A 21654-nucleotide genomic window follows, 5' to 3' on the forward strand; every position below is an offset into this window, starting at 1 on the left:
CCCCGGTCTTCCAGTATGCCCCCCGGTCGCAGGGGACCGACATGTTGTCGCAACGGCGCGCCCCGAGGCCGCCGTCAGTCGATCTCGACCAGAAGATCCTTGGCGTCGATCTGCTGGCCCGGCGCGACATGAACGGCCTTGATGGTGCCCTCGCGCTCGGCGTGAATGCCGGTCTCCATCTTCATCGCCTCGATCGTCAGCATCAGGTCGCCCTGGCTGACCACCTGCCCCGCCATCACCGCGACCGAGGCCACGACGCCCGGCATGGGCGCGCCGACATGGGCCGGGTTCGTGGCATCGGCCTTGGGACGGGCCGCCGCGCCGCCGCCCGCCTTGCGGTTCGGCACGCGGACCTGACGCGGCTGGCCGTTCAGTTCGAAGAAGACCTTGACCTCGCCCTTTTCGTCGGTGTCGCCCAGGGTCAGCAGCCGGACCTCGAGCGTCTTGCCGGGATCGATCTCGACACTGACCTCCTGGCCCGGCTCCATCCCGTAGAAGAAGGCGCGGGTCGGCAGGGTGCGGACCGGGCCATAGATCTCGTGGCGGGCCATGTAGTCGGTGAAGACCTTGGGATACATCAGGTAGCCGTTCAGATCCTCGTCGTCGATGGCGCGGCCGTCCAGCATCTGGGACAGCTTGGCGCGCTCGGCTTCAAGGTCCACGGGCGGCAGGTGCGCGCCGGGGCGGTCGGTGATCGGGGCCTCGCCCTTCAGCACCTTGCGCTGGATCGCCTCGGGCCAGCCGCCGGGGGGCTGGCCCAGATTGCCGCGCATCATGTCCACGACCGAATCGGGGAAGCTGACCTCGCGGGCCGGATCGGCCACGTCCTCGGGGGTCAGGTTCTGCGCGACCATCATCAGGGCCATGTCGCCCACCACCTTGGACGAGGGCGTGACCTTGACGATGTCGCCGAACAGGCGGTTCACGTCGGCATAGGCTTGCGCCACCTCATGCCAGCGATCCTCCAGCCCCATCGAACGCGCCTGCGCCTTGAGGTTGGTGAACTGCCCGCCGGGCATCTCGTGAAGATAGACCTCGGAGGCGGGCGATTGCAGGCCCGATTCGAAGGCCGCGTAACCCTCGCGCACGCGTTCCCAGTAATTGCTGATCGAACGGATGGCGCCGATATCGAGGCCCGTGTCGCGCTCGGTCTGGGCCAGCGCCTCGACCACGCTGCCCATCGTGGGCTGGCTGGTATTGCCCGACAGCGCGTCCATCGCGCAATCGACGGCGTCCACCCCGGCCTCGGCCGCGGCAAGGATCGTCGCCCCGCCCATGCCGCTGGTGTCATGGGTGTGGAAATGGATCGGCAGGCCGACCTCTTCCTTGAGCGCCTTGATCAGGATGCGCGCGGCTGCGGGTTTCAAGAGGCCCGCCATGTCCTTGACACCCAGCACATGCGCGCCCGCGGCCTTCAGCTCCTGCGCGGTGCGGACATAGTATTTCAGGTCATACTTGGACCGGTTCGGGTCCAGCATGTTGCCGGTATAGCAGACGGTGCCCTCGCAGATCTTGCCGCTTTCGACCACGGCATCCATCGCGACGCGCATGTTCTCGACCCAGTTCAGGCTGTCGAAGACGCGGAACACGTCCACGCCCGTCTCGGCGGCCTGCTTCACGAAGAACTGCACCACATTGTCGGGATAGTTCGTGTAACCCACCCCGTTCGAGGCACGCAGCAGCATCTGCGTCATCAGGTTCGGCATCTTGGCGCGGATGTCGCGCAGCCGCTGCCAGGGGCATTCCTGAAGGAAGCGGTAAGCCACGTCGAAGGTCGCGCCGCCCCAGCATTCCACGCTGAACAGCTGCGGCAGGTTCGCGGCATAGCTGGGCGCGACCCGGATCATGTCGATCGAGCGCATCCGCGTGGCCAGCAGCGACTGGTGCCCGTCGCGCATCGTCGTGTCGGTGATCAAGAGCTGCTTCTGCGCGGCCATCCAGTCCGCCACGGCCTGCGCGCCCTTTTCCTCCAGCAGCTGGCGCGTGCCGGGCGCGGGTTCGGCCAAGGGCGCGGGCGGCTGGGGCGAGGCCGCCTGAGCGGGCGGCAGCGGACGGCCCGCCGTCTCGGGATGCCCGTTCACGCTGATATCGGCCAGATAGGTCAGGATCTTGGTCGCCCGGTCCTGCCGCTTCTTGAAGTCGAACAGGTCGTCGGTCGTGTCGATGAACTTCGTCGTGTAGCTGTCATCCAGAAAGGTCGGATGTTTCAACAGGTTGATGACAAAGTCGATATTGGTGGAAACGCCGCGGATGCGGAATTCGCGCAGCGCCCGGTCCATCCGCTTGATCGCCTGATCGGGCGTCTGCGCCCAGGCCGTGACCTTGACCAGCAGCGAATCGTAATAGCGCGTGATGACGCCGCCGGAATAGGCCGTGCCGCCATCCAGACGGATGCCCATGCCCGTGGCGCTGCGATAAGCCGTGATACGGCCATAATCGGGGATGAAGTTGTTCTGCGGGTCCTCGGTCGTCACGCGGCATTGCAGCGCGTGGCCGGACAGGGTGATGTCATCCTGCCGCGCATGGCCGGTGGCCTCGGCCAGGGTCGCGCCCTCGGCGATCTTGATCTGGCTTTGCACGATGTCGATGCCGGTGACCTCTTCGGTCACGGTATGCTCGACCTGAACGCGGGGGTTCACCTCGATGAAGTAGAACTGCTGGCTGTCCATATCCATCAGGAACTCGACCGTGCCAGCGTTCTGATAGCCGACCGCCCGCCCGATCTTCAGCGCCAGCGCGCAGACTTCGGCCCGCTGCGCCTCGGTCAGATAGGGGGCGGGGGCGCGTTCGACGACCTTCTGGTTGCGGCGCTGCACGGTGCAGTCGCGTTCATAGAGGTGATACAGCCCGCCATGCGTGTCACCCAGCAGCTGCACCTCGACATGGCGGGCGCGCAGGATCATCTTTTCCAGATAGCCCTCGCCATTGCCAAAGGCGGCTTCGGCCTCGCGCCGGCCCTCGCGGACCTTCTCGACCAGCTCCTCGGGACCGTTGATCGGGCGCATCCCGCGCCCGCCGCCGCCCCAGCTGGCCTTCAGCATCAGCGGATAGCCGATCTCGGCGGCCTCAGCCTTGATGGCGTCGAAATCCTCGCCCAGAACCTCGGTCGCGGGGATGACGGGCACGCCCGCCTCGATCGCGACGCGCCGGGCGCTGGCCTTGTCGCCAAGCGCGCGCATCGTGTCGGCGCGCGGTCCGATGAAGGTGATCCCGGCCTCGGCGCAGGCATCCACGAAATCCGGGTTCTCGGACAGAAGCCCGTAGCCCGGATGGATCGCGTCGGCGCCCGACAGCTTGGCCACGCGGATGATCTCGGGGATGGACAGATAGGCCGCGACCGGGCCCAGCCCCTCGCCGATGCGATAGGCCTCGTCCGCCTTGAAGCGGTGCAGGCCCAGCTTGTCCTCTTCGGCATAGACGGCGACCGTCTTCTTGCCCAGCTCGTTCGCTGCGCGCATGACGCGAATCGCGATCTCGCCCCGGTTGGCAATCAGGATCTTCTTGAACATGGCCGGCCCCCTTCCATTGTCGCGCAGCACCTTATCGGCGCTGCAATGCAGCGCAAGAGTTCGCGTTAACGTGACGACATGATTCCGCCAAGACAGGCAAAAGGACTAGGCAGTCACCCCGCGCGCCATGAGCCGCAGCGCCGCGCAAGTCCCGTTCACTATCCGTTCACATTTGGAACTTGCTTTTCGCCCGCGCGTCCCTATCTCATGCGGCTGATCACCGGGGACAGGTCATGGAACAGAAGTTCATCGAGGTGCGCGGCGCGCGCGAACATAACCTCAAAGGCGTGGATATGGACATCCCGCGCGACAAGCTGGTGGTCATCACCGGGCTGTCGGGTTCGGGTAAGTCGTCGCTGGCCTTCGACACGATCTATGCCGAAGGGCAGCGCCGCTATGTCGAAAGCCTGTCGGCCTATGCGCGGCAGTTCCTGGACATGATGGGCAAGCCCGATGTGGATCACATCTCGGGCCTCAGCCCCGCGATCAGCATCGAGCAGAAGACGACCTCGAAGAACCCGCGTTCGACCGTGGGCACCGTCACCGAGATCTACGATTACCTGCGCCTGCTGTTCGCCCGCGCGGGCACGCCCTATTCCCCGGCGACCGGCCTGCCGATCGAGGCGCAGCAGGTGCAGGACATGGTGGACCGGACGATGGCCCTGCCGGAAGGCACGCGCGCCTATCTGCTGGCCCCCATCGTGCGCGACCGCAAGGGCGAGTATCGCAAGGAATTCCTCGAGCTGCGGAAATCCGGCTTTCAGCGCGTCAAGGTGAATGGCGAATTCTTCGAACTGGACGAGCCCCCCACTCTGGACAAGAAGTTCCGCCACAACATCGACGTGGTCGTGGACCGGATCGTCGTCCGCGAAGGGCTGGAGACGCGCCTCGCCGACAGCCTGCGCACCGCGCTGGATCTGGCCGACGGCATTGCCATCCTCGAGACCGCCGAGGACGAACCGCAGCGCATCACCTTCTCCGAGAAGTTCGCCTGCCCGGTCAGCGGCTTCACCATCCCCGAGATCGAGCCGCGACTGTTCAGCTTCAACGCACCGTTCGGCGCCTGCCCGGTCTGCGACGGGTTGGGGGTCGAGTTGTTCTTTGACGAACGGCTGGTCGTGCCCGACGCGGCGCTGTCCGTGGACAAGGGCGCCATCGCCCCTTGGGCCAAGTCGAAATCGGCCTATCTGACCCAGACCGTCAACGCGCTGGCCAAGCATTACGGCTTTGACAAGAAGACCCCGTGGAAGGACCTGCCCGACAGCGTCCAGCAGATGTTCCTGCGCGGCTCGGGCAAGGACGAGATCAAGTTCCGCTTCGACGATGCCGGCCGCGTCTATGAAATCAGCCGCGTTTTCGAGGGCGTGATCCCCAACATGGAACGCCGACTGCGCGAATCCGACAGCCAGTGGGTCCGCGAGGAATTCGAGCGCTACCAGAACAACCGCCCCTGCGGCGCCTGCGCAGGCTACCGCCTGAAGCCCGAGGCGCTGGCCGTCAAGATCGCGGGCGCCCATATCGGGCAGGTGGTCGAGCTGTCGATCCGCGAGGCGCTGGACTGGGTCCGCGCCGCCCCCGACCAGCTGTCGAAACAGAAGAACGAGATCGCCGCCGCGATCCTCAAGGAAATCCGCGAACGGCTTGGTTTCCTTGTGAATGTCGGCCTCGATTACCTGACGCTTTCGCGCGCGGCGGGCACGCTGTCGGGCGGGGAAAGCCAGCGCATCCGTCTGGCCAGCCAGATCGGCAGCGGGCTGACCGGCGTGCTTTACGTGCTGGACGAACCCTCGATCGGCCTGCACCAGCGCGACAATGACCGCCTGCTGACCACGCTGATGAACCTGCGCGATCAGGGCAATTCGGTGCTGGTGGTCGAACATGACGAGGACGCGATCCGCCACGCCGATTACGTCTTTGACATGGGGCCGGGGGCGGGCGTGCATGGCGGCACCGTGGTCAGCCACGGCACCCCGGCCGAGATCGCCGCAGACCCGGCCAGCCTGACCGGCCAATACCTGTCCGGCGCGCGCGAAATCGCCGTGCCGACCGAACGGCGCAAGGGCAACGGCAAGAAGATCACCGTGGTCAAGGCGACCGGCAACAACCTCAAGGACGTGACTGCCGACTTCCCGCTTGGGAAATTCGTCTGCGTCACCGGCGTCTCGGGCGGGGGCAAATCCACCCTGACCATCGAAACGCTGTTCAAGACCGCATCCCTTCGCCTGAACGGCGCGCGCCAGACCCCTGCCCCCTGCGAGACGATCAAGGGGCTGGAGCATCTGGACAAGGTCATCGACATCGACCAGCGCCCCATCGGCCGGACGCCGCGCAGCAACCCCGCGACCTATACCGGCGCCTTCACCCCCATCCGCGACTGGTTCGCGGGCCTTCCCGAGGCCAAGGCGCGCGGCTACAAGCCGGGCCGCTTCAGCTTCAACGTCAAGGGCGGCCGCTGCGAGGCCTGCCAGGGCGACGGCGTCATCAAGATCGAGATGCACTTCCTGCCCGACGTCTACGTCACCTGCGAGACCTGCAAGGGCAAGCGCTACAACCGCGAGACGCTTGAAGTGCAGTTCAAGGGCAAGTCCATCGCCGACGTGCTGGACATGACCGTCGAGGACGCCCAGACCTTCTTTGCCGCCGTCCCGTCCATCCGCGAAAAGATGGACGCGCTGATGCAGGTCGGGCTGGGCTACATCAAGGTCGGCCAGCAGGCCACGACCCTCTCAGGGGGCGAGGCGCAGCGCGTCAAGCTGTCCAAGGAACTCAGCCGCCGCTCGACGGGCCGAACGCTCTATATCCTCGACGAGCCGACGACCGGCCTGCACTTCGAGGATGTCCGCAAGCTGCTGGAAGTGCTGCACGAACTGGTCGATCAGGGCAACACGGTGATCGTGATCGAACACAATCTGGACGTGGTCAAGACCGCCGACTGGATCATCGATATCGGCCCCGAGGGCGGCGATGGCGGCGGTCTTGTCGTGGCCACCGGCACCCCCGAACATGTCGCCGGGGTCGAGGCCAGCCATACCGGCCGCTATCTTGGCCCGCTGCTGCGGCAGGGGCGCGTCAAGGCCGCGGAATAGCGCCCGGACCGGCATCGGGCGCAAGGATGCCGCCGCCGGGCGGCATCAGCCCCGGCCCCCTCCGGGCCTCGTCGGACAGCATCACCTCACGACAGCCCGGCCCGGCGGGCGACGGGCGACGGGCCATCGCCTCGCTCTCCATCTCGGCGCAGATTCGCACCATCCCCGGCCGCGCCAGCGCGATCCGATAGGGCGCGCCGGTCTGCCGATCCACGAGATTCGGCAGATCAGGGCAGGCCTCGGTCGCGACGACAGGCGGCACTGCGACCCCCTCGCCCGCAAGACACACCGCCTGAAAGGCAATGGCGTCCAGATCGCTCCACCGTTCCTGATCACGCTGCTCGGCCCGGCCTGCCGCCGGCCCGCCCGAAACCCAGATCCCCGCCACGACCATCACCAGCGCCAGCCCGATCAGGCCGCGCGGCCCGACCTCGGCGCCCGGCGCGCCCAGCTCTCGCCGATAGACCAGCAGCGCCAGCAGCGCGACGACCACAACCACCGCGGCCTTCAGCGCGAATCGCGCGGTCAGATCGCCCGACAGCAGCGCATGCACCACCGCGACGGCGCTGCCCAGCAAGGCGATCCCCGCCAGAAAGCCCGAACCCACCGCCAGCCAGCGCCGCGGCCAGCCCGAGGCATCGCGCCGCAAATGGAGCACGGAAAAGACCGGGATCATCACCACAAGCACCGCGATCGGCCAGCGCATCCGCGTGGCCCCAGACCAGTCCGGCGCCGGGCCGGGCGTCGCATGTTCCGCCAGAAGAAAGCCCAGCTGGACCAGCTGCCAGCACATCGCGACCAGCGCCAGAAAACCCAGGCCCTGCATCAGCGCGGGGCCCGCCCCAGCCTGCCCCGATCCCGTGCGCGGCACGGGCGGCATCCCCGGCTCGACATGCCATTCGGCCAGCCCGGCCTCGATCCGGCGCTCGCTCCACCCCGCTTCACGCAGCACGGACGCCAGCCTTTCAGGCCCATGCCCCGCTTCCAGCCCCGCCCGCAGGAACTCCTCCAGCCTGTCACCGCCGCGCATTCTGCCCCCCTCGAACACCCTGCGCCAAGGCACCCCAGCCCGCCTGCCGGATCAAGCCGGATTTTTTTCGCATGAGGCGCGTTTTTGCCCTTGCAAGCCCCCGCGCGCTTTCGTATCTCCCCGCTCACCGAAGGCGAACAGCCGGACGGTACGGAGTGCGGGCGTAGCTCAGGGGTAGAGCATAACCTTGCCAAGGTTAGGGTCGTGAGTTCGAATCTCATCGCCCGCTCCAAAACAAAAAGGCCGGACGTTCAGGTCCGGCCTTTTGCTTTCCAGCCCTTCTTCTTCACAAAAATATCCTGCGGGGGGGGAGTCGCGTGGAACGCGACGGGGGGCGCAAAGCCCCCCTGCGGCATGTGGTCGAGGCGAACCGGTTCCCGCCACAACGGACCGGCGCGAAAACCCTGTTCGAACGGCGCAACACCACGGAAACGTCGCGTCAGAACACCCCTGCGTGACGCCGACAAACCACCGCAGCGGTGCGGCACCTTGCCCCGGCGAGGCCCTGCCGCTAGGTTCTGCGCCACGCCGAGGGGGCCAGAGGACAGCGCCATGCAGATCATCCGCAGCACGCCCGAAATGCGGGCGATCCGGCAGGATTGGCGCCGGGCCGGGGGCAAGGTCGTGCTGGTCCCCACGATGGGCGCGCTGCATGACGGGCATCTGTCGCTGGTCGCGCGCGCGCGCGACTGGCTGGACGAACGGGGCGGCGGCCGGGTCGTCACCTCGATCTTCGTGAACCCGACGCAATTTGGCCCGAACGAGGATCTCGACCGCTATCCCCGCGACGAGGCGGGCGATCTGGCCAAGCTTACGGCCGCGGGCTGCGACGCGGTGTTCCTGCCGCAGGTCGCCGACATCTACCGCCCCGGCGCCCAGACCCATGTCGAGGTCGCGGGCCTTGGCCGGATGCTGATGGGCCGGCTCAGACCTGGCCATTTCCGGGGCGTGGCGACGGTGGTGACCAAGCTCTTCAACCTGGTGCAACCCGATGCGGCGACCTTCGGCGAAAAGGATTATCAGCAACTGACGCTGATCCGCCGCATGGTCGGGGATCTGGACATTCCCGTGACGATCCTGCCCGTCCCCACCATGCGCGAAGGTGACGGCCTTGCCATGTCCTCGCGCAACCAGCGCCTGACACCCGAGGATCGCGCCGCCGCACCCGTGCTGGCCCGCGCGCTGGATCGCGGCGCCGCGCTGATCGCCCAGGGCGCGGGCGTGGCGCGCGCCCGCCGCGCCATCCGCGAGACGCTGCGCGCCGAGCCGCGCGCCGACATCCGGTCCATCGACATCCGCGACGCCGACGACCTGTCCCGCGTCACCGACGCCACCCGCCCCGTGGTGATCCTGCTGGCCGTCCGCTTCGGCGACGTGCTGCTGATCGACCAGCGCGTGGCGCATCCCTGACCCGCGCCCCGGCGCATCCCTGGAAAGGCCAGCCCATGTCAGCGCAAGCCCCCGTCAAGCGGATCACTGTCCCGCAGATCGCCGCCCGCAAGGGCGAGGTGCCCATCGTCGCGCTGACCGCCTATACCGCGCCCATGGCGGCGCTGGTCGATGCCCATGCCGAGGTCATCCTTGTGGGCGACAGCCTCGGCATGGTGGTCCACGGCCTGCCCTCGACCATCGGCGTCACGCTGGAGATGATGATCCTGCACGGTCAGGCGGTGATGCGCGGCTCGTCGCGGGCGATGGTCGTGATCGACATGCCCTTTGGCAGCTACGAGGAAAGCCCCGAACAAGCCTTTCGCAACGCCGCCCGCGTGCTGGCCGAGACCGGCGCGGCGGCTGTCAAGCTGGAGGGCGGCGCGCGCATGGCCCCCACGATCCGCTTTCTGGTCGAACGCGGCATCCCCGTGATGGCGCATGTCGGCCTGACCCCGCAGGCCACGCTGGTCATGGGGGGCTTCCGCACCCAAGGCAAGGATCAGGCGTCCTGGGACGCGCATGTCGCCGATGCGGTTGCGGTGGCCGAGGCGGGCGCCTTCTCGGTCGTGGTCGAGGGCGTCTACGAGGGGCTTGCCGACCGCATCACCGACAGCGTGCCAATCCCCACCATCGGCATCGGCGCCAGCGCGCGCTGCGACGGCCAGATCCTCGTTCTGGACGACATGCTGGGCCTGTCAGGCCGGGTGCCGCGCTTCGTGCGCAAGTTCGGCGATCTCGGCCCCCGCGCCGACGAGGCGATCGCCGCCTATGCCGCCGCCGTCCGCGACCGCAGCTTCCCCGCCGAAGCCCAGCTTTACCGTTAGGGGCGCGTCATGGTCGAATGGATCGTCACCCCCGGCCTGACCGATCACCCCGAGGCCGTGCGCCTGATGGAGGAACGCGTCGCCGCCATCCATGAGGGCCGCGCGCCCGAGGCGATCTGGCTGGTCGAGCATCCGCCGCTCTATACCGCCGGGACCAGCGCCAACCCGCGCGACCTGCTGGACAGCCGCTTTCCGGTCCATCCGACCGGCCGGGGCGGGCAGTACACCTATCACGGGCCGGGCCAGCGGGTCGCCTATGTGATGCTGGACCTGAACCGGCGCGGGCGCGACATCCGCGCCTTTGTCGGGGGCCTCGAGGGCTGGGTGATCGACGCGCTGGCGCAGTTCGGCCTGCGCGCCGAGATCAGGCCGGGCCGCGTGGGCGTCTGGGTGCCGCGCCCCGACAAGCCCCCCCTGCCCGACGGCACCATGCGCGAGGACAAGATCGCCGCCATCGGCATCAAGCTGCGCCGATGGGTCAGCTTTCATGGCATCTCGATCAATGTCGAGCCGGACCTGTCGCATTATGCCGGGATCGTGCCCTGCGGGATCAGCGGGCATGGCGTCACCAGCCTGGTCGATCTGGGCCTGCCGGTGACGATGCAGGATCTGGATGTCGCGCTGCAGGACAGCTTTGCCCGCGTGATGGGATAGCGGCCTGCGTCACAATGACGGGATCTGCGACTTATCGGTGGCTGGATTCGGCGGCAGCGCCCTGTAGGATACCCTGCGGAAGACCGCATTTCCTGGTCTAGCGAGGACAAGATGAAACCAGCCATGATCGCCGCCCTGATGGGCGCAACCCTCAGCCTTCCCGTCGCCGCCCATGCCGGCGACGCGGCGGCGGGTGAATCCGAATACCGCAAATGCCGCGCCTGCCACATGATCCAGGACGCAGACGGCAACGACATCGTCAAGGGCGGCGTCACCGGCCCGAACCTGTGGAACATCATGGGCCAGCCCATCGCCTCGGTCGAGGGCTACCGCTACGGCGAGGGCATCCTGGCCGCCGCCGCCGCCAATCCCGACCTCGTCTGGACCGAGGAGGAAATGGCCGCCTATGTCACCGACCCCCAGGCCTGGGTGCGCGAGAAATCGGGCAACGGCTCGGCGCGCTCGAAGATGACGTTCAAGCTCAATCGCGGGCAAGAGGACATCGCGGCCTACCTGACCAGCGTCTCGCCGGACGCTCCGGCGGCCCAGTGACAAGAGGCTGCGGCGTCCCGTCGCAGCCAAACCCGGCCCCCGCCCCCGGAAAGATGCAACCTTCCGGCGCTATCGGGCCGATCAGACCATCGTGACGCATTGCCCGGTCGGGGTCTCTGGTCTAAAGAAAGCGTGATTATGCCGGTCTGCCAGGCCGGCCTGACGGAATCTTGAGGGAGTTCGGGTATGGCAGACGCAGCCGCACACGGCCACGGCGAGCACCATGACACCCGCGGGTTCTTTACCCGCTGGTTCATGTCCACTAACCACAAAGACATCGGTATTCTTTACCTTTTCACCTCCGGTCTTGCCGGCCTGATCGCGGTGGCCTTCACGGTCTACATGCGGCTCGAGCTGCACGAACCGGGCGTGCAATACATGTGCATGGAGGGCGCACGCTTCATCGCCGACGCGAGTCGCGAATGCACGCCCAACGGCCATCTCTGGAACGTGCTGATCACCTATCACGGCGTCCTGATGATGTTCTTCGTCGTCATCCCGGCGCTGTTCGGCGGTTTCGGCAACTATTTCATGCCGCTGCAGATCGGCGCGCCGGACATGAGCTTCCCGCGCATGAACAACCTCAGCTACTGGCTCTATGTGGCCGGTCTGCTGCTGGGCATCGCGTCGCTGCTGGCCCCCGGTGGCAACCAGCAGCTGGGTTCGGGCGTGGGCTGGGTGCTCTACCCGCCGCTGTCCACGAACGAGGGCGGCTATTCGATGGATCTGGCGATCTTCGCCGTTCACGTCTCGGGTGCCTCGTCCATCGTCGGTGCGATCAACATCATCACCACCTTCCTGAATATGCGTGCCCCCGGCATGACGTTGTTCAAGGTGCCGCTGTTCGCCTGGTCGGTCTTTATCACCGCCTGGCTGATCCTGCTGGCCCTGCCCGTTCTGGCCGGCGCCATCACCATGCTGCTGATGGACCGCAACTTCGGCACGAACTTCTTCAACCCGGCCGGTGGCGGTGACCCGGTGCTGTATCAGCACATCCTGTGGTTCTTCGGCCACCCGGAAGTGTACATCATCATCCTGCCCGGCTTCGGCATCATCAGCCACGTCATTGCGACCTTCTCGAAAAAGCCGATCTTCGGCTACCTGCCGATGGTCCTGGCCATGGCCGCCATCGGGATCCTGGGCTTCGTCGTCTGGGCGCACCACATGTACACCGTCGGCATGTCGCTGACCCAGCAGGCCTACTTCATGCTGGCCACCATGACGATCGCCGTGCCCACGGGCATCAAGGTCTTCTCGTGGATCGCGACGATGTGGGGCGGCTCGGTCGAGTTCAAGACGCCGATGCTCTGGGCCTTCGGCTTCCTGTTCCTGTTCACCGTGGGCGGCGTCACCGGCGTTGTCCTGTCGCAGGCTCCGCTGGACCGCGTCTACCATGACACCTACTACGTCGTGGCGCACTTCCATTATGTGATGTCGCTTGGCGCGGTCTTTGCGATCTTTGCCGGCGTCTATTACTGGATCGGCAAGATGTCGGGCCGTCAGTATCCGGAATGGGCGGGCAAGCTGCACTTCTGGACCATGTTCATCGGTGCGAACCTGACCTTCTTCCCGCAGCACTTCCTGGGTCGCCAGGGCATGCCGCGCCGCTATATCGACTATCCGGTCGAGTACGCGTTCTGGAACGCCGTCAGCTCGTGGGGTGCCTACCTGTCGTTCGCCTCGTTCGTGTTCTTCATCGGCGTGGTGTTCTACACCCTCTTCGCCGGCAAGCGCGTGACCGAGAACAACTACTGGAACGAGTATGCCGACACGCTGGAATGGACCCTGCCCTCGCCGCCGCCCGAGCACACGTTCGAAGAGCTGCCCAAGCGCGAGGACTGGGATCGCAGCCCCGCGCACTGAGGCAAGGGATACTCATGCCCTATGAATGGAAAGACGCGGCCCCGGATCAAACCGGGGCCGTTTTGCGTGAATTGCACCTGTGGCCGCATCGTTCGCTGCCGCGCAAGGGCTTCGTCTGGTTCATCGGCGTGACGGTCGCCTTCGTCTCGCTGCCACTTCTGGCGGTGCTGGGAACGGCCGTGCTGTGGGGGCTTCTGCCCTTCATGGCGCTGGCCGTAGGCGGGATCTGGTTCGCGATCCAGCAGACCTATCGCAGCGGCCAGACGCATGAGGAACTGGTGATGGATCAGCAGACCCTGCGCGTGACGCGCCGCGATCCGGGTCGCCCGGTGCGGGAATGGCAGACCAACAGCTATTGGGTCCGCGCGGGCCTGCGGAAAGGGCCGGTCGAGAACTACCTGACCCTGACCGATGGCCAGCGCGAGATCGAGCTGGGCGTCTTCCTGACCCCCGATGAACGCCGTGCCCTCTGTGACGAGCTGACCCGCGCCTTCGGCAAACTGAAGGGGCCGTGACCGGCCCCTTCGCGTTCAGTCATCTTTCTTGTGTTCGGGCAGGTCGTCGTGACCGGTCGAGGCCATCTCTTCCAGTTCGGCCTCGGTCATGCTGTCATACATGTCGCGCGATGCGCCCTGAAGGTCGCCGACCTTCGTCTCGCCGCGCTTTGCCGACAGGGCGGCGCCTGCCGCGCGTTGCTGCGCCTTGGAATTCGCATCCATGGGAACCTCTTTGCTTGGCTCCCCGAAACGCGGCATGGCGCCGATTGTTTCAGGCCAGCAGCCGGTCCTTGACCATCGGGCCCGCCGCGCCGAAATCCATCTGCCCGGCATGACGTTCCTTCAGCGCGGCCATGACCCGGCCCATATCGCGGATCCCAGCCGCACCCAGATCCGCGATGGCCGCGTCAATGGCGGCGCGGGTCTCGGCCTCGGTCATCTGGCGAGGCAGGAATTCCTGGATGATGCCAATCTCCTGCTCTTCCTTGGCAGCCAGTTCCAAGCGCCCGCCTTCCTCATAGGCGCGGGCGGATTCCTGGCGCTGCTTGACCATGCGGGACAGGATCAGGACCAGATCGGCCTCGGTCAGGGTGCCGTCACCGTCTCCGCCCCGTGCTGCGATCTCGCGGTCCTTGATGGCGGCGCCGATCAGGCGCAGCGTGGACAGACGGGCGCTGTCCTTGGACTTCATCGCCTGCTTGGTGGCGTCTTGCAGTCGGGCGCGCAGTTCCATGATCCGGTATCCTTGCTTCATGCTGGTCATGCCAGAGCCTGCGCGACATAAGGCAAGCAGCCCCTCAGTTCAAGCTGACGACAATCTCAGGCCCTGCGGCGGGTTGACCTTGCGGGGCGCGCCCCCTATTCACCCGATGATTTCAGACCAGAGGTGCCCCATGGCCACGAAACCGACCGCTTGCCTGGTGCTTGCAGACGGCACAGTCTTTTACGGCCGGGGCTTCGGCGCCCCCGGAGAGGTTGTGGCCGAACTGGTCTTCAACACCGCGATGACCGGCTATCAGGAGATCATGACCGATCCCTCTTATGCCAGCCAGATCGTCACCTTCACCTTTCCCCATATCGGCAATACCGGCGTCACCCCCGAGGATGACGAGGCGCAGGACCCCGTCGCCGCCGGCATGGTGGTGCGGTGGGACCCGACCAGGCCCTCGAACTGGCGTGCGACCGAGGAACTGACCGTCTGGATGGCACGGCGCGGCCGTATCGGCATCGGCGGCGTGGACACCCGTCGCCTGACCCGCGCGATCCGCCAGCAGGGCGCGCCGCATGTCGTCCTGGCCCATGACCCCGAGGGGAATTTCGACCTGCCCGCGCTGATCGCCAAGGCCCGCGCCTGGAAGGGTCTGGTCGGTCTGGACCTGGCGCGCGATGTCAGCTGCACCCAGAGCTATCGTTGGGAAGAAGGCGCGTGGGACTGGGCCAAGGGTTTCGGCCGCGCCGAGACCGACAAGCCGTTCAAGGTCGTCGCGGTGGATTACGGCGCCAAGCGCAACATCCTGCGCTCGCTGGTGGCTTACGGCGCCGATGTGACCGTCCTGCCCGCGACCGCCACCGCCGAGGAGGTTCTGGCCCATGAGCCCGAGGGCGTGTTCCTGTCGAACGGCCCCGGCGATCCGGCGGCGACGGGCGAATATGCCGTGCCGATGATCCGTAGTCTGCTGGACCGCGACCTGCCGATCTTCGGCATCTGTCTGGGCCACCAGATGCTGGCGCTGGCGCTTGGTGCCAAGACCGTCAAGATGGGCCACGGCCATCACGGCGCGAACCATCCCGTGCGCGACGTCGAGACCGGCAAGGTCGAGATCACCTCGATGAACCACGGCTTCGCGGTCGATTCGCAGACCCTGCCCAAGGGCGTGATCGAAACCCATGTCAGCCTGTTCGACGGCAGCAATTGCGGCATCCGCGTCGAGAATCGCCCGGTCTTTTCCGTGCAGCACCACCCCGAGGCTTCTCCCGGGCCGCAGGACAGCCTGTATCTGTTCCAGCGTTTTGCGGAATCGATGCAGAACCGCCGGGGCTGAAACGGGAACAGCTACAGAACCTGATGCAGGGGCGGCGCGACTTCGGTCACGCCGCCCCTTCGCTTAACCGCTTCTTAAACATCGCCATGCCACGACAGACGAAACAACGGGGATTCGTCGATGGCATCTTTGGCAGCAGCACAGGAACCGGAAGCCCTTTCGCAGGCCGATGAGGGCGTCCAGTTCGGCGGCCCGACCCTCGCCCCGCGCCACGAATCGCCACTTGGCCAGATCCTGATCGAGGATGGGGCCGTCGATCCGGGCAATCTGCTGAAGGCGACCGTCATGCGGCGGCGCGAGAATGCGCGCCTTGGCCAGATCCTGCTGGGTCACGGCTGGGTCACGCCCGAGGCGCTGGCCCGCGCCCTGTCGCGGCAATGGCGCACGACGACCATCGACCCCGCCGAGACGCCCGGCGATCCCCGCCTGATCGACGCGGCGGGCGCGGGTTTCTGCCTGACCCACGGCATCCTGCCATGGCGCCGGATCGGCGGCGTCACGTGGATCGCGACCGCGCGGCCCGACGAATTCGCAGGCCTTCTGCCGCGCATGCCGTCCGAATTCGGCATCGTCCGCATGTTGCTCTGCACCGAAGCCCAGGCGCAGGAGGGCGTGCTGAACACCCGCCGCATCCGCCTGATCCGCGAGGCGGAATCGCGTGTTCCCGCCGCCGAAAGCTGCCGCACGCAGAACCAGGCGCGCACTAGCCGGCTGGCGCTCGGGCTTCTGACCGCGGTGATGCTGGGGCTGTTCCTCGCACCAGTGGCGATGGCGGGGCTGCTGGCCGCTTGGGCGATCCTGACGCTGCTGACGCAAAGCGGGCTGAAGCTGATGGCGGCCATCGCCGCGCGGCGCGTCCGGGCCGATGACAGACGGCTGGCCGGCGCCATCGCGCGCGGCGAAATCACCCCCCCCGAGATGGATGCCCCCCTGCCGGTCATCTCGGTCATGGTGCCGCTGTTCGAGGAAAGCGATGTCGCGGGCAAGCTGGTCGCCCGGCTGGCGCGGCTGGATTACCCGCGCGAACTGACCGACCTGCTGCTGGTGATCGAAGAGAGCGATGCCGTGACCTCGAGGGCGCTGGAAGGGGCGCAGCTGCCGCACTGGATCCGCGTCGTGCGGGTGCCGGACGGGCCGATCAAGACCAAGCCGCGCGCGCTGAACTATGCGCTGAACTTCTGCCGCGGCCAGATCGTCGGCATCTGGGACGCCGAGGACCGCCCCGACCCCGACCAGTTGCACAAGATCGCGCGCGCCTTTCATTTCGCGCCCGCCGACGTGGCCTGCCTTCAGGGCGCGCTGGACTTCTACAACCCCCGCACCAACTGGCTGGCGCGCTGTTTCACCATCGAATACGCGACCTGGTTCCGGGTGCTGCTGCCGGGCGTGGCGCGGCTGGGTCTGGTCGTGCCCTTGGGCGGGACCACGCTGTTCTTTCGCCGCCACCTGCTCGAGGAAGTGGGCGCCTGGGACAGCTGGAACGTGACCGAGGACGCCGATCTGGGCGTGCGTCTGGCCCGGCGCGGCTATCGCACCCAGATCATCGAGACCACCACCGACGAAGAGGCCAATTGCCGCGCCCTGCCCTGGGTCAAGCAACGCTCGCGCTGGCTCAAGGGCTATGCGATGACCTGGGGCGTGCATATGCGCGATCCGGTCGCGCTGTATCGTCAGCTTGGCGCGCGGGCCTTCTGGGGCTTTCAGGTGCAGTTCTTCGGCGCCTTGTCGCAATATCTGCTGGCGCCGGTCCTGTGGAGCTTCTGGCTGCTTGCGCTTGGCCTGCCGCATCCTCTGCGCGCACCGCTCGAGGGGATGTGGGGCGGATGGGCGATCCCGCTTCTGTTCGGCCTGTTCATCGCCTCCGAGGCGCTGTCGATCATCGTCGGCCTGCGCGCGGTGCGCCGCGCCAAGCACCGGCATCTGCTGCCCTGGGTGCCGGGGATGCACCTCTATTTCCCGCTAGGCTGCCTTGCCGGGTGGAAGGCGATCTACGAGGTCGTGACCAAGCCCTTTTACTGGGACAAGACCGCGCATGGCCTCTATGTCGAGGCGGCAGAGACGGCGCCCGCGCCCCTGCCCGGCACGGTCGAACTGCCCCTGCTGGGCCAGATCGGCGAACGCCGCCCCACGGTCGTGGCAGATCCCACCCCTCTGCCCGCCCCAGCAGTCGCACCCACCGCGCAGCGGCTGGCAGGCTAGACAGTCGGCGCCTCGACCGGTGCTTCGGCGTCGATCAAGCCCTGCGCCTCGGTCGAATGGCTGTCCAGGCTGGCCTGCAAGGCCGCCAGATCCGCCGCCCCGGTCTCGCGCAGCAGAAAGGATTGCCCGCCGCGACCGATCGCCTCCATGTCCAGCGCGCGGTCGGTCAAGAGCCGTCCCGAAGCGTGCAGACGCCACAAGGCGCGCCAGATCGAGGCCAGCCGCCCCGCCGCATCCACCGCCAGCAGCCCGGCCCGCTGACCGGCGCGCAATTGCGCCAGCGTGGCCCTGACAGGCTGCCCTGCCCTGAGCGCGCAAGCTTGGGCCAGAAGGTCGATATCCTGAAGGCGGCCCGGGCCGACCTTGGCCTCCCATGGGCCATCGGGCTGGCGGGCAGCGAAGATGCGGGCGCGCATCTCGGCCAGATCGGGCATGACGCGGGCATCGCCGCCGCGCGTGGTCAGAACCCGCATCCGCAACGTCTCGACCGCGGCCGCCAGCGCGTCGGCATCGGCGCCTGTCCGGGCCACAACACGGGCGCGGGTCAGGGCCAGATGCTCCCATGTCCACGCCTCGGTCATCTGGTAATTCTCGAAGCTCTGGATCGCGGTCGCAACCGGCCCCTGCCGCCCCGACGGGCGAAGGCGCATGTCCACCTCGTAAAGCCGCCCCTCGGCGGTGGGGGCCGACAGCGCCGTGATCATCGCCTGCGTCAGGCGCGCGTAATAGGGCCGCGCGGCCAAGGGGCGCAGCCCTTCCGAGCCTTCGACCCCCGCCGCGTCATAGATCACGATCAGGTCCAGGTCCGAGCCAGCATTCAGCGCCCGCGCCCCAAGCGAGCCCATGCCCAGCACCACCGCCCCCCGCCCCGGAGGCGGCCCGTGTCGGCGCGCAAAATCCTCGCCCGTGACCGGGAACAGCGCCGCGACCGAGGCATCCGCCAGATCGGCGTATTGGACGGCCGCCTCGTCCGCGTCGATCAGGCCGCGCAGATGATGCACGCCGATGCGGAAATGCCATTCATGCGCCCATCGCCGGGCGGCATCCAAAGCGCGTTCATAACCGCCCTGCGGCGCCCGCAGCGTCGCCGCCAGAACCGAGGACAGGTCGCGCGCCAGACCTTCGGCGCCCGGCCAGGGGGCGAAGAAGCTGCCCGCCAGCACGCCGTCCAGCACGGCCGGGTGACGCGCCAGATAACCGGCAAGCGCGGGCGCGGTGCCGCAGATGTCCACGATCAGCTCGATCAGCTGCGGATTGGCCTCGAACAGCGAGAAAAGCTGCACGCCGGCGGGCAGGCGCGACAGAAAGCTGTCGAACCGGGCCAAGGCCTCGGTCGGGTGGCCCGAGGCGGCCATGCGCGACAGAAGCTGCGGCTCGATCCGGCGAAAGATCTGCTGCGCGCGTTCGGACCGCAGCGCGGGATAGCCCTGCCAGCGCGCGATGATGGCGCGCGCCTCGTCCGACAGATCGGGGGCGCTGGCCGCGCCCTCGCCGGGGGCAAAGAAATCCTCGGTCAGCTGGTGGACGCGCGACAGCCGCTGATGCAGGCGCGCGGACCATGCGTCGGCATCGCCCTCGGACGACAGGGCCGCGATGACCGCCAGCCCCTGCGGATCGCGCGGCAGGCTGTGGGTCTGGGCGTCGTTCACCATCTGGATGCGATGCTCGATGTCGCGGTGTTCGCGGTAATGCGCGATCAGTTCCTCGGCCACGTCCGATGGCACCCAGCCCCGCGCCGCCAGCGCCCGCAACCCGCCCACCGTGTCGCGCAGCCGCAGCGAGGGGTCGCGCCCGCCCGCGATCAACTGCCGCGTCTGGGTGAAGAACTCGATTTCACGGATGCCGCCCTGACCCAGCTTCATGTTGTGGCCCGGCACGTCCAGCCGTCCGCCAAGTCCCTTGTGGTCGCGGATCCGCAGCCGCATGTCATGCGCGTCCTGGATCGCCGCGAAATCCAGATGCTTGCGCCAGACGAAGGGGCGCAGCTCGCGCAGGAACCGCTCGCCCGCCGCGATGTTGCCGGCCGCCGCACGGGCCTTGATGAAGGCCGCGCGTTCCCAGGTGCGGCCCTCGGCCTCGTAATAGGCCAAAGCGGCAGCCGTCGAGATGCAGACCGGCGTGACCGAGGCGTCGGGACGCAGCCGCAGATCGGTGCGAAAGACATAGCCATGCGCCGTCACGTCCGACAGGGTCGCGGCCATCTTGCGGGTGGCGCGGATCAGGGCGGCGCGCGCCTCCATCTGCTGATCGGGGGCATAGGCGGTCTCGTCGAACAGCACGATCAGGTCGATGTCAGAGCTGTAATTCAGTTCGCGCGCACCGCCCTTGCCCATCGCCAGCGCAAAGATTCCCCCGGCATCGGATGCGGTTTCGGGCAGCTTGCCGCGCCGCGCCTCGGCTGCGACATGGGCGCGAAGGGCCAGATCCACAGCGCGATCGGCCAGATCGGACAGCGCGCCCGTGACCTGTTCCAGCGGCCAGACACCGCCCAGATCGGCCAGCGCCGTCATCAGCGCCACACGTCTTTTGGCGCGGCGCAGCGCGATGCCCAGATCGTCGGGGGCGAGATCCTCGAACCCGGCCGTCTCGCGCGCGACCACGTCGTCATGATCCAGCGCCTCGGGCAGCCAATCGCCCTCGTGCCGGATCAGCCCGGCCAGATAGGGGCTGGAACCGGCAGCCCCCGCGATCAGTTCAGCCAACGGGCCGGGTGGCAGGCCAAGGGCCTGCACGGCTTCGGCACCGCGTGCGGGTTCAAGGGCGATGGGGGTTCGGGTGATGCGTTCGGCAAAGCTCATGCGCGGCAGTTTCCGCACAAAGGCGCGCTTGCGTCAACGCATCAGGCAACCCGAAACCGCCGCATTCCGTTAACCCTTTCTCGACTTGGCCTGCATACGAATCGTTGCTAGGCTTTTACATCGGAAATCACAGTCGAATGGATGGCGCAGTTCCGGGATGATGAGCGGTGACCGGTGGATCTGCCCCGACAGGATGATCCGCCCCAGAGAGGGGGCGTGATGCGCCATACCCTGCCCCATGCGCCACAATTCTACGTCACCGCGCCGCAGCCCTGCCCCTATCTGCATGGCCGCGCGGAACGGAAGCTGTTCACCGCCCTGCAGGGCGAGAACGCGGCCGAACTGAACAACGCCCTGTCGCGGCAGGGCTTTCGGCGGTCGCAGAACGTCCTCTACCGCCCCAGCTGCGAGACCTGCGTGGCCTGCATGTCGGCCCGCATCCGCGTCGCGGATTTTCAACCCTCGCGCACACAGCGCCGGGTGGCGCAGCGCAACGCGGCCTTGCGGCGCCTGGCCACCAGCGCTTGGGCGACCGAAGAGCAGTTCGACCTGTTCCGCCGCTATCTGGACAGCCGCCACGCCGATGGCGGCATGGCCGACATGGACATCTTCGAATTCGCCGCGATGATCGAGGAGACGCCCGTCAAGACGCGGGTGATCGAGTATCGCTGCGCGGGTTCGGCCCTGCCCTCGGTCGCGCCGGGCGACGATCATCTGGCGGCGGTCTGCCTGACGGACGTGCTGGATGACGGGCTGAGCCTTGTCTACAGCTTCTACGATCCGCAACTGCGGCATACGAGCCTGGGAACGCATGTGATCCTCGACCATATCGAGATCGCGCGCGCCGCGGGTCTGCCCTATGTCTATCTGGGCTATTGGGTGCCGGGCAGCCGCAAGATGGATTACAAGGCCCGGTTCGGCGCGCTGGAAATCTACAAGAACGGCGCATGGCAGGATATCGGAAACCCGCAGGATCACGGCGACGAGGCACATCCCCTGTCGGTCGATCCCATCGTCGAACAGGTGGCCCGGATCGCCCTGCCGCAATTCGACCGGTGACAAGCTGCGAAATATTATTTCAATTTTCTGCCCGCCTGCGTCACTTTCTCCACCCAACCCCATTGACCCTGCCTTGGGCCGACAATAGTTTGCGCCGACGCCGGAGGGCC

15 protein-coding genes and 1 tRNA gene are annotated in these 21654 nt (G+C 67.2%); 11 read left to right on the forward strand and 5 right to left on the reverse strand.

What is annotated here, in order from left to right:
* Window positions 1-74: 74 nt before the first annotated feature.
* Window positions 75-3509 (reverse strand): pyruvate carboxylase, encoded by a 3435-nt coding sequence (pyc, locus tag ACTZWU_RS06745; RefSeq protein WP_444736594.1) that lies wholly within the window; start codon window positions 3507-3509, stop codon window positions 75-77.
* Window positions 3510-3742: 233 nt separating this feature from the next.
* On the opposite strand from pyc, the gene uvrA reads away from it, so the two are divergent.
* A complete protein-coding gene (uvrA, locus tag ACTZWU_RS06750; protein WP_444736595.1) occupies window positions 3743-6595 on the forward strand; it encodes an excinuclease ABC subunit UvrA in 2853 nt (950 codons plus the stop codon).
* On the opposite strand, the gene ACTZWU_RS06755 is transcribed toward uvrA, so the two are convergent.
* Window positions 6579-7625, reverse strand: a complete 1047-nt coding sequence (locus ACTZWU_RS06755) for a DUF5671 domain-containing protein (protein ID WP_444736596.1) — start codon at window positions 7623-7625, stop codon at window positions 6579-6581. The two genes, uvrA and ACTZWU_RS06755, sit on opposite strands and share 17 nt — an antisense overlap.
* A 157-nt stretch (window positions 7626-7782) precedes the next feature.
* On the opposite strand from ACTZWU_RS06755, the gene ACTZWU_RS06760 reads away from it, so the two are divergent.
* From ACTZWU_RS06760 to ACTZWU_RS06790, 7 genes are all read left to right on the forward strand, one after another.
* Window positions 7783-7857, forward strand: a tRNA-Gly gene (locus ACTZWU_RS06760).
* 320 nt (window positions 7858-8177) lie between these two features.
* Entirely contained in the window at window positions 8178-9035 is an 858-nt protein-coding gene (panC, locus tag ACTZWU_RS06765) for a pantoate--beta-alanine ligase (protein ID WP_444736597.1), read from the forward strand.
* A gap of 35 nt (window positions 9036-9070) precedes the next feature.
* Complete coding sequence (gene panB / locus ACTZWU_RS06770; protein ID WP_444736598.1) at window positions 9071-9880, forward strand: 3-methyl-2-oxobutanoate hydroxymethyltransferase; 810 nt, start codon at window positions 9071-9073, stop codon at window positions 9878-9880.
* 9 nt (window positions 9881-9889) lie between these two features.
* A complete protein-coding gene (gene lipB / locus ACTZWU_RS06775; RefSeq protein WP_444736599.1) occupies window positions 9890-10534 on the forward strand; it encodes a lipoyl(octanoyl) transferase LipB in 645 nt (214 codons plus the stop codon).
* Between the two features lie 111 nt (window positions 10535-10645).
* A complete protein-coding gene (locus ACTZWU_RS06780) occupies window positions 10646-11086 on the forward strand; it encodes a c-type cytochrome (protein WP_444736600.1) in 441 nt (146 codons plus the stop codon).
* 186 nt (window positions 11087-11272) lie between these two features.
* Entirely contained in the window at window positions 11273-12949 is a 1677-nt protein-coding gene (locus tag ACTZWU_RS06785; protein ID WP_444736601.1) for a cytochrome c oxidase subunit I, read from the forward strand.
* Between the two features lie 14 nt (window positions 12950-12963).
* The gene (locus ACTZWU_RS06790; RefSeq protein ID WP_444736602.1) at window positions 12964-13464 is read left to right on the forward strand and encodes a DUF2244 domain-containing protein; all 501 of its coding nucleotides are present in this window, start codon (window positions 12964-12966) and stop codon (window positions 13462-13464) included.
* A 15-nt stretch (window positions 13465-13479) separates the two neighbouring features.
* Here ACTZWU_RS06790 and ACTZWU_RS06795 read toward each other — a convergent pair whose 3' ends face one another.
* A complete protein-coding gene (locus ACTZWU_RS06795) occupies window positions 13480-13668 on the reverse strand; it encodes a DUF3008 family protein (protein WP_444736603.1) in 189 nt (62 codons plus the stop codon).
* Between the two features lie 49 nt (window positions 13669-13717).
* Window positions 13718-14179 (reverse strand): GatB/YqeY domain-containing protein, encoded by a 462-nt coding sequence (locus tag ACTZWU_RS06800; RefSeq protein WP_304616281.1) that lies wholly within the window; start codon window positions 14177-14179, stop codon window positions 13718-13720.
* Window positions 14180-14339: 160 nt separating this feature from the next.
* Here ACTZWU_RS06800 and carA point away from each other — a divergent pair, with 160 nt between their 5' ends.
* Window positions 14340-15488: a glutamine-hydrolyzing carbamoyl-phosphate synthase small subunit gene (gene carA, locus ACTZWU_RS06805; RefSeq protein ID WP_444736604.1), complete on the forward strand. Its 1149-nt coding sequence runs from the start codon at window positions 14340-14342 to the stop codon at window positions 15486-15488.
* A 120-nt stretch (window positions 15489-15608) separates the two neighbouring features.
* Entirely contained in the window at window positions 15609-17687 is a 2079-nt protein-coding gene (locus tag ACTZWU_RS06810; RefSeq protein WP_444736605.1) for a glycosyltransferase, read from the forward strand.
* Here ACTZWU_RS06810 and ACTZWU_RS06815 read toward each other — a convergent pair.
* The gene (locus ACTZWU_RS06815; RefSeq protein WP_444736606.1) at window positions 17684-20485 is read right to left on the reverse strand and encodes a [protein-PII] uridylyltransferase family protein; all 2802 of its coding nucleotides are present in this window, start codon (window positions 20483-20485) and stop codon (window positions 17684-17686) included. The genes ACTZWU_RS06810 and ACTZWU_RS06815 overlap by 4 nt on opposite strands.
* A 219-nt stretch (window positions 20486-20704) precedes the next feature.
* Here ACTZWU_RS06815 and ACTZWU_RS06820 point away from each other — a divergent pair, with 219 nt between their 5' ends.
* Window positions 20705-21544 (forward strand): arginyltransferase, encoded by an 840-nt coding sequence (locus tag ACTZWU_RS06820; protein WP_444736607.1) that lies wholly within the window; start codon window positions 20705-20707, stop codon window positions 21542-21544.
* The last annotated feature ends 110 nt before the right edge of the window (window positions 21545-21654 follow it).

Origin of the sequence: Paracoccus sp. NSM, from assembly GCF_052379855.1 — a bacterium.
Taxonomy (GTDB): Bacteria; Pseudomonadota; Alphaproteobacteria; order Rhodobacterales; family Rhodobacteraceae; genus Paracoccus.

Coding starts and splice junctions, on each gene's coding strand:
- uvrA (WP_444736595.1), top strand. CDS start 3,743: ATGGAACAGAAGTTCATCGAGGTGCGCGGCGCGCGCGAACATAACCTC.
- ACTZWU_RS06780 (WP_444736600.1), top strand. CDS start 10,646: ATGAAACCAGCCATGATCGCCGCCCTGATGGGCGCAACCCTCAGCCTT.
- ACTZWU_RS06790 (WP_444736602.1), top strand. CDS start 12,964: ATGCCCTATGAATGGAAAGACGCGGCCCCGGATCAAACCGGGGCCGTT.
- pyc (WP_444736594.1), bottom strand. CDS start 3,509: ATGTTCAAGAAGATCCTGATTGCCAACCGGGGCGAGATCGCGATTCGC.
- lipB (WP_444736599.1), top strand. CDS start 9,890: ATGGTCGAATGGATCGTCACCCCCGGCCTGACCGATCACCCCGAGGCC.
- carA (WP_444736604.1), top strand. CDS start 14,340: ATGGCCACGAAACCGACCGCTTGCCTGGTGCTTGCAGACGGCACAGTC.
- ACTZWU_RS06755 (WP_444736596.1), bottom strand. CDS start 7,625: ATGCGCGGCGGTGACAGGCTGGAGGAGTTCCTGCGGGCGGGGCTGGAA.
- ACTZWU_RS06800 (WP_304616281.1), bottom strand. CDS start 14,179: ATGGAACTGCGCGCCCGACTGCAAGACGCCACCAAGCAGGCGATGAAG.
- ACTZWU_RS06810 (WP_444736605.1), top strand. CDS start 15,609: ATGGCATCTTTGGCAGCAGCACAGGAACCGGAAGCCCTTTCGCAGGCC.
- ACTZWU_RS06815 (WP_444736606.1), bottom strand. CDS start 20,485: ATGAGCTTTGCCGAACGCATCACCCGAACCCCCATCGCCCTTGAACCC.
- panC (WP_444736597.1), top strand. CDS start 8,178: ATGCAGATCATCCGCAGCACGCCCGAAATGCGGGCGATCCGGCAGGAT.
- ACTZWU_RS06795 (WP_444736603.1), bottom strand. CDS start 13,668: ATGGATGCGAATTCCAAGGCGCAGCAACGCGCGGCAGGCGCCGCCCTG.
- ACTZWU_RS06820 (WP_444736607.1), top strand. CDS start 20,705: ATGCGCCATACCCTGCCCCATGCGCCACAATTCTACGTCACCGCGCCG.
- ACTZWU_RS06785 (WP_444736601.1), top strand. CDS start 11,273: ATGGCAGACGCAGCCGCACACGGCCACGGCGAGCACCATGACACCCGC.
- panB (WP_444736598.1), top strand. CDS start 9,071: ATGTCAGCGCAAGCCCCCGTCAAGCGGATCACTGTCCCGCAGATCGCC.